Origin of the sequence: Acetomicrobium sp. UBA5826 (assembly GCF_002433005.1) — a bacterium.
Taxonomy (GTDB): Bacteria; Synergistota; Synergistia; order Synergistales; family Acetomicrobiaceae; genus Acetomicrobium.
Genome location: NZ_DJHF01000012.1, coordinates 34,027 through 45,707, shown reverse-complemented (window position 1 = coordinate 45,707; position 11,681 = coordinate 34,027). Strand labels below are relative to the sequence as shown.

Sequence of the window (11,681 nt, the reverse complement as noted above, 5' to 3'; positions counted from 1 at the left end):
CCCTGCCTTTGTTTATATATATTAAAGTTATTTATTTTACCGGCAGCATATTTTTTCCTTGACAGGAACCACCTGCGTACCCGTCTTGCCCTCAAGGGCTTCCAGGGCAGAATCGAGCTTGGCGATGATCGCTCTCTTGCCGCCGTTTTCTACGAATCGGAGGGCAGCCTTAACCTTCGGCCCCATACTTCCCGCCTTAAAGTGCCCCTCTGCCTCATATGCCCTAAGCTCCTCGGGAGTTACAACATCAAGCCACTTCTCATCGGGCTTCTTGTAATTTATGGCAACTTTGGGAACATCGGTGAGTATCATGAATATGTCAGCGCCGACTTCCTGGGCAAGCCTTTCTCCGGCAAGGTCCTTGTCGATGACTGCCTCTACGCCGCGGTAAGTGCCGTCTTCGTCTTTAATTACGGGAATGCCGCCGCCACCGCATGCTATCACCAGATATCTCTCATCGGAGAGATGTTTAATGACCGCTCCTTCGACAATTTTCTTAGGATCCGGGGAAGGGACTACGCGCCTCCATCCTCTTCCGGAATCTTCTATCCATATTTCGTTTTTTCCGCTCATTCTCTTTTTTGCCTCTTCAGCTGTGTAGAAGGGCCCTACCGGCTTCGTGGGTTTAGCAAAGGCAGGATCGTTGGGATCAACTTCCACCTGCGTCACCATACAACATGGTTGCCAATCATTCAGGCTCTTCCCGAGCATGCAATTCCTTAGGGCCTGGCACAACATATAGCCAATCATGCCTTGGCTTTCTGCTCCACAGACATCCATTGGCATTGACGGTACCAAACTGCTTCCTAATTCATTCTGTATCAGGATCGCCCCCACTTGTGGCCCGTTCCCGTGGGTGACAACGACTTCATATCCAGCTTCCAGCATCCTCACTATCTGCCTTGCCGTTGCCATGACGTTTTCCATCTGTTCTTCAAAGGTGCCTTTTTGCCCGCTCTGGAGAATTGCGTTTCCCCCTAAAGCGACTACCACTTTTTCTGCCATCATGAACCCTCCATTGCCCAATGGTTTTAAATACTGTCAAGATAGGACGCAAACATTATACTCCCTCTGGGGTTTTTGTCCATCGGCCATTTAAAAAAAATAAACTAATATGAGCGATAGGGTTATATCCGCTCATATTAGTTTATAGCACCCTGCGTTTGGAATGACAAATAAATGTGATTAGCCCTCTAAAATTTCCTTTTCTTTCTCTTCCAATGCCTTATTTACCATTTCAATGTACTCATTTGTGATTTCCTGTATCTCATCCTGCAATCGCCTTAATTCGTCTTCGCTGATTTCGCTGTCCTTTTCCTGCTTTTTTAATTCATCCAGCACGTCGCGCCTTATGTTTCTTATGGCTACCCTGGCATCTTCTGCATATTTTTTGACCAATCGCGACAGTTCGACTCTTCTATCTTTAGTCAGTTCCGGCAGGGTGATTCGTATATTTTCGCCGTCGACCTGGGGCATGACGCCCAATTGCGAAGCCTGAATAGCCTTTTCGACGGCTTTAATGGCAGTTTTATCCCAAAGGGAAATTAAAATCTGGCGCGGTTCAGGGATAGAGATCGTTCCCATCTGTTTTATCGGCGTTTGAGCTCCGTAATAATCGACTTTGATGTTTTCTACCAGCGCCGGATGGGCTCTCCCCGCCCTGATGCCCGTCATCTCTGACTTAAAATGCTCTACAGCTTTTTTCATAGATTCCCTCATATCTTTTAGAATTGTCTTTTTATCCACAACCATAGCCGCTACTCCCCCTTTTTGTCGATACTAAAGTCCCTATTGGCTCTCCGTCTATCAATAGCCTTTTTAGGTTTCCCTCTTGAAGTATATCAAAAACTATTATGGGGATTGAATTTTCCATGCAAAGCGAAAAGGCCGTAGCGTCCATGACCTTCAGCTGTTTGCTCAATGCTTCAAGGTATGTGACAAAGTTGAGTTTTTTCGCATCTTCGAATTTCATAGGATCTTTATCGTATATTCCGTCGACCTTTGTAGCTTTTAGCAAACAATCTGCTCCTATCTCCGCCGCTCGAAGGGAAGCGGCTGTGTCGGTGGAAAAATAGGGGGATCCCGTCCCGGCAGCGAAAATCACGACTCGCCCCTTCTCCAGGTGTCTTAATGCCCGTCTTCGAATGAAAGGCTCTGCAATCTCCTGCATTACTACAGCAGTTTGCACTCTCGTGGGCAAACCCAGACGCTCCAAATTGTCCTGAAGTGCAAGGGCATTTATAACTGTAGCTAACATGCCCATATAGTCGGCCTGCGGCCTGTCCATCCCCATTGCGACAGCCTGAGTGCCGCGGAGTATGTTTCCGCCGCCCACCACCATCGCAATTTGAACCCCCTGTTGAGCAACTTCCAGTATTTCTTTGCAAATTTTAGAGACGGCATCAAAATCGATACCAAAGGGCTTATCCCCGGCCAACACCTCGCCGGATAACTTTAGCAATACGCGCTTGTATCTAAAATTACCGTCTTCCAAGCCAATCAATCCTCCAGCGTTCGAACTTCATTTTTTAAATTAAAGAGGGGTCAGGAAATCCCAACCCCTCACTATACTCGCCTAACTATTCTTTAATCGCGAATCGGGCGAACCTTCTTACAACGATATTTTCACCCAACTTCGCTATTGCTTCCGTAATGATATCCTTTATCTTTTTATCGGGGTCCCTGATCCAAGCCTGTTCGAGCAAACAGGCAGTCTCGTAAAATTTCTGAACGCGCCCCTCGGCTATCTTTTCTACTATGTGCTGAGGCTTGCCCTCTTCCAGGGCCTGTTTGCGGTAGATCTCCTTTTCTCGCTCCAAATCCTCGGCAGGGACATCCTCGGGGGAGATATATGAAGGCGCTGCAGCAGCTATATGCATCGCTATCTCTTTGCCCAAGGTCTGAAATTCATCGGTCCTGGCGACAAAGTCGGTCTCGCAATTCAGCTCAAGCAAGGTACCAATTTTACCGGTCATGTGTATGTAGCTGAATATAAGCCCCTCGGTGGCAGCCCTTCCCGCTTTTTTCGCTGCCTTGGCAATTCCCTTCTCGCGCAAATAATCTATAGCCTTCTCTACATCTCCATTGCATTCTTCCAGGGCTTTTTTACAATCAAGGACGCCGGCACCCGTGCGCTCCCTTAACTCTTTGACAAGTGTTGTATCGACAGCCATTTCTTATTCCTCCTTCCAACCTTTTCGCTCTTCAAGCTCCTCTTCGACCAATTCTTCTTCAACTTCTCCGTATACTTCGTGCAACTTTTCCCTGACCTCGATCTCATCCGACGACTCGCCCTCTTCGGAGCCCTCCAGTTCCGCTTCCTTTTGTCCGCCCATGCTGTCTACGCCCTGACGTCCCTCTATCACAGCATCGGCCATCAATGAAGTGATCAATCTAATAGCACGGATGGCATCGTCATTTCCCGGTATGGGAAAATCGATCAGGGTAGGATCGCAGTTTGTGTCTACTACGGATATTATGGGAATGTAGAGTTTCCTCGCTTCGGCTACAGCAATATATTCCCTACGAGGGTCGATCACAAATAAAGCGTCCGGCAAATCCCTCATATTCCTAATTCCGCCCAGATATTTTTCAAGGCGCTCCTTTTCCTTGCGAAGCTTAATAACTTCTTTCTTGGGATATTTTTGGAATTCTCCCTTTTCTTCCATCTCCTGAAGTTCGATCATGCGCCTTACTCGTTTGGATAGGGTAGAGAAATTGGTCAGAAGTCCGCCCAGCCATCTTTGATTGATGTAAAACTGGCCGCAACGTTCCGCTTCCTCTTTAATTGTCTCCTGTGCCTGACGTTTGGTGCCCACAAAAAGCACCGTGCCTCCGCCTTTGGAGACCTCTCTGAGAAAATCGTAGGCTCTTTCAATAGCCCTAACGGTCTTTTGCAGATCTATAATGTATATGCCGTTGCGCTCTGCAAAGATGTAGGGCTTCATCTTCGGATCCCATCTTCGAGTCTGATGCCCGAAGTGAACTCCGCATTCCAAAAGTTGCTTCATTGAAACTACTGACAAGCTAATCCCTCCCATGGTTTTGATCTTCCATAGCCTTCGACCGAGCCGGAACCAAAATGGCACCACCGACGTCGTCCAGCTATGTGCTTTATAAGCCACAGGCGAGTATAGCATATAAGGCATTTGGCCTTCAAGCGCCAGATATGTTAAAATACGTACAAGAGGGTATTTTTACGAATGTAGCACAGCAAAGGAGGATTTGTCATGGCAAAAAAGCTAACCGAACACATCGACGAACTTCCGGAGGAACGCAAGGCAATTATAAACAGGCTCCGGAGAATAGAAGGACAGTTACGGGGAATCCAGCGAATGATCATCGAAGAAAAACCGTGCGTGGAGGTATTGACACAATTATCTGCTGTGAGAAACGCGATGCAGCAGGCTTGCGTCGAGATTATAAAGAAGAATATGTACAAGTGCATTAGAGAAAGCACGAACACAGATAAAAATATCGAGGAATTAGAAAAGCTTGTCAGCGCACTCATAAACTTGGCCCCGTCAACCAATTTGTAACCAGTCAAAGACAAGCGGCCCTCCGACAAAATCCAGCTTATCCATGGCGCCCGATGTTCACTGCTTACCGTTGCTCCCTTCCGGGCCTGGCGGGGTTCGCAGGACACCGCCGCATGGAACTGAATTTTGCGGAGGACCGCAACCTTCCCTGATAAATTATGGCGGAGAGGGTGGGATTTGAACCCACGAAGCGGTTTTTTGCCGCTTACTCGCTCTCCAGGCGAGCGCCTTCGACCCCTCGGCCACCTCTCCACTCGATTCGGACATCGCGATTATATCACATATTCTGTGAACTGTTTATAAAATGGCGGAGAGAGTGGGATTTGAACCCACGAGGCGGCTCATCACCGCCTAGTCGATTTCGAGTCGACCGCCTTCGACCGCTCGGCCATCTCTCCTCCTGTTTCGCAACATCAAGAAAAAATTATCTAATATTTTCTTGCAATCGGCCGCAAGTATGCCGCCCTCTACCTCGCACCGCCACGGGAGCCTTTTGTCTTCAAGTGCTCTATACAGCGATCTACACGCTCCGGCTCTTGGATCTCTAGCGCCAAAGAAGACCTTCTTTATTCTGGCCTGCAAAGCTGCGCCTGCACACATCAGGCATGGCTCCAGCGTCACATATAAATTGCATTTGCTAAAATCTCCCTTGGACAAAATGCCGGCCGCTTCTCTAATAGCCACGATCTCCGCGTGCGCTGTAGGATCACCATCGCGTTCCCTGGTATTATGGGCCCTTGCAACTATTGCGCCATCCAGCTCTATCAAAGCCCCTACGGGAATCTCTCCCTCGTCGAAAGCTCTTTTGGCCTCCTCGAGCGCAATCCTCATAAACTTCTCTTGAATCGATCGATCCCGCATTTGTCAGCCACACTTCCTAACACGAGCATAGCGACGACGCTATAGAAAGATACCACGACCTTTTTGAATCGTCAACTTCGACGAAAGCGGTCCGGCTGCATACTTGAATTTTAAGGCACGTTGAAAGGGACGGATCTTTAATCGCAAAACCAATCTTCATATTGCGATGAAACTACATCCCAGAGGTTCAGTTTTTCCAGGATCTTCCGAGGGACAAGCATAGATACCTGAACGACTCCCGGAAGCCGCCCGATCTCGACCTGACCTGTAATGGTACATCTGTTCTTGATCTCCGGTAAGGAAAGACCGGTTAAAGAGGACATTCTCTCAAGGCCGTTATCGCAAGCTTCGTTCAGGTTCTTGCCGGTACCCACTATCATAATAGGCAACGCTTCGCTTTCCAGTTCAAAGCCATACAAGCTTGCGATCTGTTTTGCTTTGCATAAAACCCTCTCGCTTCGCTTCGAAACGATCACCGGGAGATCACATGCTCTAGGTAAAACAATAGGCCCCTCCAAGGAAAGTCCCTTTATCAACTTGACTTCCAATACCACTTCAGCCGTTACATCAGTGGTATGGCCAGCAATCTCGCCATCCCCCATCATGGCATGAACATCCCCAACGTATACACCTCCTCCCTTCACCTTAACGGGAGCTATTACGACCGAACCTTCCACAACTTCGTTGATATCCATGTGCCCATCGGTGCGCATATTAAGCTGCTCCTCGGTAAGGGCGTACTCGTGTGGAGCACCGACAAGAAAGCTTCCAAAGTCGCCGGCGTTGTGAGATGAAGGCATTGCCACAGCAGGGCATGTGCCAAGATTCCCGACCATTGGACGGAGGGGTGCTATTAGCCCGGGCAGATCGCCCCTTGCCATAATATTTGCAGAATATTGCCTCGACTCGGGTGGCAGGGCGCTGAAATGAGCCGCATCGCAGGCAATTTCTTTAGCCACTTCAGGAGGAACGGTAACCGCAACCTCCCTTTCATCATCCATAAGTATGGTGTAAGTATTGCCATAAAGGAAAGGGTGAACGGGAGCTTTACACTTCTTACAGCGTATGGCATCCTCGCCAATTCCCTCTACGTATGTCTCAGGATTTACTGTACCGCAGGAGGGACATTTCTTAGCCACAAAAGGATCGCCAACGAAGTGCCCTTCCTGCGGAACGTCAGTACCCGATGTTGTGGCCAGAGAAAGCACGTTGATCCTTCTCACTTTAATTATTATGGCATCACCGACCTCGGCTCCCTCAACTTCAATGGGACGCGTAACCTCGTGTCCGCTCGGATAATCCGGCGTTATCATAGCACCCCAACAACCAGGGCTAACCCTGGCCACAATTATGCCGCCATCTTTAACAGGTCCTGCAAAGGGTTTGCTAGGATCTAACACCCAAACCATTTCTTTAGTATTAACAATAGCATTCGCCATTTGGCCCGACCCCCCTTATTTTCTATTATTTTATCATCCGAACCTAGTTATGGAGAAGCAATAATTTTAGGAATACCTAATCTTTATTCCTCCCTATAAGCTAATGCTTTCCGTAATGCTATAATAATAAGTAAACTTACCTTTGGAGTTGGGCAAATATATGTGTCTACGAGTTAAACTTCTAGGACCTCCCAGGGTACAATTTAATGATAAAATTATTCGCTTTCCCTTCCGAAAAGCTGAAGCTCTCTTTTATTATTTAATCGTTGAAGGCGCTGTCTCTAGAGATAAATTAGCCGGTATGTTATGGGGCGAATACGATCAATTTTATGCCTTAAAAAATTTGAGGAACGCTCTTTACGTGCTCCATAAGTCATTGCCGACCGACTTCATAATTCAAGACACTCAGTGGATCCGCATCAAAGATTCTGCACCAATATATGTTGACATTAAAACGCTTAACGACTTAGACAAGCTCCCAATATATTCACTTAAGGATCTCGTGGGTGAATTTCTCGACGGTTTTAGCGCTCCTACATGTCCCGAATACGAGGAATGGATTGTCTCCAAAAGGATGCATTTTAGAAATATATGCATAGACCTTTTGAAATCTCGCATAATGTCGTGCTGCGAAAGTAAATCTTACGATACAGCTCTAGAAGTCGCCAAGTTAGCGATAAAGCTCGACGAATTTGACGAAGAGGCCATTCGATCTATAATGCACATCTATGTCTCTTTAGGGCAAATTGTAAAGGCCTTGCAGACCTACAAAACCTTTAAATCCAGGGTCCGCGATATATTAAAAGCGAACCCTGACTCATTGACCGAGTCGCTTTATAATGACGTCCTTTCATTACATCAAAGCAATATCGCCAGCAGGTTGAACAACAAACTTATGGTTGCTTCCTCCGATTCGATCTTTGGTAGGGAAGATGAGCTTGCAATGCTGAACGCTTTTTGCATCTCACCCAATTTAACACAAAGACCTAAATGTGTCTTAGTGACGGGAGTGCCGGGGGTCGGCAAAAGCTTCTTAATACGACATTTTATAGAAACAAACTTGGGCTTAAGCGACATGTTATTGTCGTGCAAAGCAACAGGGAAAAGCAGTTCCAACTATCCTCTTGGTCCCTGGCACGAGTTGTTGGCTGAGTTAACCGATTCAAACCCTATGCCGATAGGGCTTCATACTCCTGCCACACTTTCCGGTATTTTGTCCAAAAACCTGGAGCACAAGATCAAGTCGAGCGGAAAGATCATTTTATACATTGAAAATTTGTACGACTTCGACCAGGCTTCAATAGAATTGTTCCGGTACTTCTTAAGTCATTTGCCAACAGGTCTCATGATAATAATCGAGACACGCAGCGATGATGCCTACAACATCGATGCCTTGCTCAAAAATTTGCACAGAAGCGGCAGCTTGAGTTATATGCACATAAAAATCCATCCCTTTACAAAGGAGGACACGTGGAGCTTTTGTAATTTTTTGCTTCCCTCCCATCGCATAAGCCCGGAGGAGTTCGAGAAAATCTACCATTATACAGAGGGGTTGCCATTATTTCTAAAGGAAATACTCGGTTTAATCGCCGAAGGCAAGAACCTCGATCTATTTCCCGGAAAATTAAAGGATGTAGTAAGGGAACATTTAGCCTTGTTGTCCAAATTCGAAAGAAAACTCCTTCAAACCATATCAATCTTCAACTTCGATGCAAGCAGAAGTTTACTCAAATCAATATTCAACACCGACGAATCAATATTCAGCGATGCAATCAACGCTCTGACAGGAAAGGGATTTATAGTCGAAAAAGTAGACGACAAAGGCCAACTCTGCTACTCATTCTCACATCTTGAGATAAAGGAAATCATATACGATTTGATCGATAGGAAAAAAAGACGATCACTCCATGAGCAACTGGCTTCGCTTATTAAAAAAGAAGGGAACGATTGGTCAAATATCGGATGGAGAGAGGGTATGAATTTAGCGCATCACCTGCATCAAGCAGGACTATTGACGGAAGAGCTCGAAGTTCGATTGCAATTGCTCAAATTACACTTGAGCCTCAACCACGAGTTATTCCCCATGTTAAGCGATGAAACATTAAAGTCAGCCAGAGTACCCTTCTCTGAAATGGAATCCACTACAATATATAGCAAAAACATTCGCGAATTGCTCTGCGAAATTCACAAATCAACGGCGGAAAACCCAAAGCATGAGGTACTGGAAAACACTTACTTATGGCTAAATGGAAGTTACCTCATTTGGTATGGACGATACCACGAAGGATTGCAGAAAATTTATGATTCCCTTCGTTGGGCCAAAAACAAAGGAGAATTCAAACTGGAATTGGATTGTCTTGCCGGGTTATGTTATTTTGGAATACAAACTGAAAATGGTCCCATGCTGAAAAAGTATTCCCTAGACATGCTCAAAACGGCTCAATCGAATTTTTTAGATCATTATATAGGCACCTCGCTCAGATTCCTTGGCCTAGGATATATGTTGACTGGGGACCTTATAAGGGCTGAAGCCTCATTAAAGGCATCGATCAGAGCAATTGAGAGATTTAACTCCACCAGACCAAGACATAGCATGGGCATTATCGCAGCTTTAAACTACCTCGGTGACATAAAACATTGGGAGGGGAAATTCAAAGAATCGCTTATTTTATATGAATCGTGCATATCATTATGCAATAAACGAGGCCTATATCATGGGTTAAGCTTATTTCACGCAAACGCCGGCCATGTAGCCTACGATTTGAATGATAAATCCTTGATGCTCTACCATCTTAATAAATCTTTACAGTTACATCAATATTATCACGGAGGCAGAGGCGCCGCCCTATCCCACACCCTTCTGGCATTGTATTGGACGTTAAAAAGAAATCCCCGGGAAGCGATCGCTCACCTCCGTGAAGCAGACAAAATTTGCGAAACCCTGAAAAAGAAATACTGGATCGGCCTATTGCTGTATGTAAAGGCGCTGATGCGAACTGCAATGGATCATAGCGATGAGTTTAAAGGATTATGGTCAGACGATCTTCCTCAAGGAGCTGTCGAATACGCCGGGAAAGCCGTCTCGATTTTCGAAGATCTTCACATCGAACATGAAAGACAGAAGGCCTGCGACTTGCTAGCATGCCTTCTGTCGGATAAAGATATTTCGCCTTACTTAACAGTGTAGGACTTCAGAAATTCGTATCCTTTGGCAAAGTCAGAAGTGTATATCCTGTCCAGCGAAACGAAGGGAACGACCTTTCGATATCCATCGTAAAGAGCTTTAGTCTTATTTGCCAGACGAACCTTACCTCGGAGATCGATAGCTTGAGCGGTATGTAACATCTGGATAGAAGAAATATGGTACATGTTGTCGGTTATTTTTTCCAAGTTACGTATGGCCAACAAACTGTTAACAAAAGTATCTTCGATGTTGCCAGCTAGGGCAAAACCTGCCATCGAAACGGGCATCGCCAGTTGTTCGTTTTCGGCATAAAGCTCCACCAAAGGCTTTTGGATTGCGCCGAAGGCATGCCCAAGGGTGTTTTCCTCCGAGGCCAGAAATCGGCTTAACCCGGTAATATTAGGATTTTCAAATCTTATCGTCTGCATGACTATGTTTTGAGACAAACGAGCCAAGGCTTGTGATAATCTCTCAATCCTTGCAACGACCGGCAACATGTCGAAATTTGCCGTGGGATAGATAGCTCCATTTTGTTCGCCCTTCACAAGATAATTAGAGACATATTTGCTGTCCGCTCGTTCGATCGTTGTAGCACCGGGGATAACCGCAGGGTTATCATCTGTGCTGTTTATCTGAATGATCAAGGCGTTATTTGCCTCTTCGATTGCTTCCAATACGTTGCCCAGGGCATATCCCATTGTTCTAAAGGATAAAGGATCCTGAAGAGGCCTTCCTTCGGCCGGTTGCCACAAATAGCTTCCATTCAGCACATCGAGAATAGCCTGAGATGCTTTAAGCATCCCTGGGAAGGGACGAATTTCCGTCGTAGCCTTTAAGAAAGGAGCCACATTTCCGTTAAGGCCTTCTAAGGTCAAGCCAAAGACCGCAATGGCCTTGTCTACATAGTTCTTGGCCTCCTCAACGGCCAGCACTGCTTGCCCTGCTGCTACAGCATTGGTGCTGAGCATAGACAAAAAGTCCTTTCCAACCGGCTCGATGGGCGAAAGGCCCGCCTCTTTCAAGGCATCTGCAGCCGCTATACGTTTTCCCTTGTAGTCCACTTGCCACTCCCCAACCATCGCAAGTCCAATGTGAGAAGCTATGGTGATATCGGCTTCTCCCACAGAACCCCTAGAGGGCACTACAGGCGTAATCTTTTTGTTGAGAAAGTCCCGATATTGGTTGACAACAGCAGGCTGTACACCGGGAATACCAGAGAGAAAGGTATTTAGCCGTATCAACATGGCAGCTCTGACCACATCTGCAGGAAGGTCTGGACCAACACCTCCTCCATGCGCCCGCAGGGAAAGGAGATTGAATTCCTTTGAACGTGTTAAAAGCTCTTCTGATAGCACTCTTTTTCCGTTCTTTTCCTCAAAGACCGGTTTATCCTTATTCCAACCAACTCCAGTGGTAAGACCGTAAACCGGCTTGCCTTGAAGGGCCGCCTCCATTATCACCGCAAATCCGGCTTCAACCTGTTTCATCGCCTCGGCCGTTATTTCAACCTCGGCTTCTCCTTTAGAAACGCTTAGCACTTCTTCGATCGTTAAACTATGACCGTCAAGCTTTACTTTCGTGGCAGCCATTGACGGCAAGGCAAAAAACGCAACGGCAATGAATACCAAAAAAGCAACACGGATCAAACCCTTTCCTCGC

The 11,681-nt window shown here is 46.4% G+C and carries 10 protein-coding genes, 2 tRNA genes and 1 other RNA gene; 2 read left to right on the top strand and 11 right to left on the bottom strand.

Features of this window, described 5'->3' with window-relative positions; translation table 11 throughout:
* Nucleotides 1-36: 36 nt before the first annotated feature.
* The 5 genes from arcC to rpsB all read right to left on the bottom strand — a co-directional run bounded on the left by arcC (nt 37) and on the right by rpsB (nt 4,025).
* Nucleotides 37-1,005, bottom strand: coding sequence for a carbamate kinase (arcC, locus tag B3N34_RS03125; protein ID WP_349679684.1), 969 nt, complete (start codon nt 1,003-1,005; stop codon nt 37-39).
* Nucleotides 1,006-1,185: 180 nt separating this feature from the next.
* On the bottom strand, nt 1,186-1,752 hold the full coding sequence (frr, locus tag B3N34_RS03120) for a ribosome recycling factor (protein WP_286974859.1): 567 nt from the start codon (nt 1,750-1,752) through the stop codon (nt 1,186-1,188).
* Nucleotides 1,739-2,503 carry a UMP kinase gene (gene pyrH / locus B3N34_RS03115; protein ID WP_286974858.1) on the bottom strand — a complete coding sequence of 255 codons (765 nt, stop codon included), beginning with the start codon at nt 2,501-2,503 and terminating at the stop codon, nt 1,739-1,741. The genes frr and pyrH overlap by 14 nt, the downstream gene beginning before the upstream one ends.
* Nucleotides 2,504-2,579: 76 nt before the next feature.
* On the bottom strand, nt 2,580-3,173 hold the full coding sequence (gene tsf / locus B3N34_RS03110) for a translation elongation factor Ts (RefSeq protein ID WP_213698204.1): 594 nt from the start codon (nt 3,171-3,173) through the stop codon (nt 2,580-2,582).
* A gap of 3 nt (nt 3,174-3,176) precedes the next feature.
* Nucleotides 3,177-4,025 carry a 30S ribosomal protein S2 gene (gene rpsB / locus B3N34_RS03105; protein ID WP_286974857.1) on the bottom strand — a complete coding sequence of 283 codons (849 nt, stop codon included), beginning with the start codon at nt 4,023-4,025 and terminating at the stop codon, nt 3,177-3,179.
* A 204-nt stretch (nt 4,026-4,229) separates the two neighbouring features.
* Here rpsB and B3N34_RS03100 point away from each other — a divergent pair, with 204 nt between their 5' ends.
* Nucleotides 4,230-4,538, top strand: a complete 309-nt coding sequence (locus tag B3N34_RS03100) for a metal-sensitive transcriptional regulator (protein ID WP_286974856.1) — start codon at nt 4,230-4,232, stop codon at nt 4,536-4,538.
* Nucleotides 4,539-4,564: 26 nt separating this feature from the next.
* Here the strand turns inward: B3N34_RS03100 and ffs are convergent.
* From ffs to B3N34_RS03075, 5 genes are all read right to left on the bottom strand, one after another.
* Nucleotides 4,565-4,664: signal recognition particle sRNA small type (gene ffs / locus B3N34_RS03095), an RNA gene on the bottom strand.
* 33 nt (nt 4,665-4,697) lie between these two features.
* Nucleotides 4,698-4,790 (bottom strand) — tRNA-Ser (locus tag B3N34_RS03090).
* Between the two features lie 53 nt (nt 4,791-4,843).
* Nucleotides 4,844-4,936, bottom strand: a tRNA-Ser gene (locus B3N34_RS03085).
* Nucleotides 4,890-5,399, bottom strand: a complete 510-nt coding sequence (locus tag B3N34_RS03080; protein ID WP_286974936.1) for a nucleoside deaminase — start codon at nt 5,397-5,399, stop codon at nt 4,890-4,892. Before B3N34_RS03080 ends, B3N34_RS03085 begins: the two co-directional genes overlap by 47 nt.
* Nucleotides 5,400-5,536: 137 nt before the next feature.
* Entirely contained in the window at nt 5,537-6,838 is a 1,302-nt protein-coding gene (locus tag B3N34_RS03075; protein ID WP_286974855.1) for an acetamidase/formamidase family protein, read from the bottom strand.
* 160 nt (nt 6,839-6,998) lie between these two features.
* Between B3N34_RS03075 and B3N34_RS03070 the strand changes: the two genes are divergently transcribed.
* Nucleotides 6,999-10,025: an AAA family ATPase gene (locus B3N34_RS03070; protein ID WP_286974853.1), complete on the top strand. Its 3,027-nt coding sequence runs from the start codon at nt 6,999-7,001 to the stop codon at nt 10,023-10,025.
* On the opposite strand, the gene B3N34_RS03065 is transcribed toward B3N34_RS03070, so the two are convergent.
* On the bottom strand, nt 10,010-11,668 hold the full coding sequence (locus tag B3N34_RS03065; protein WP_286974851.1) for an HAL/PAL/TAL family ammonia-lyase: 1,659 nt from the start codon (nt 11,666-11,668) through the stop codon (nt 10,010-10,012). The genes B3N34_RS03070 and B3N34_RS03065 overlap by 16 nt on opposite strands.
* Nucleotides 11,669-11,681: the final 13 nt, after the last annotated feature.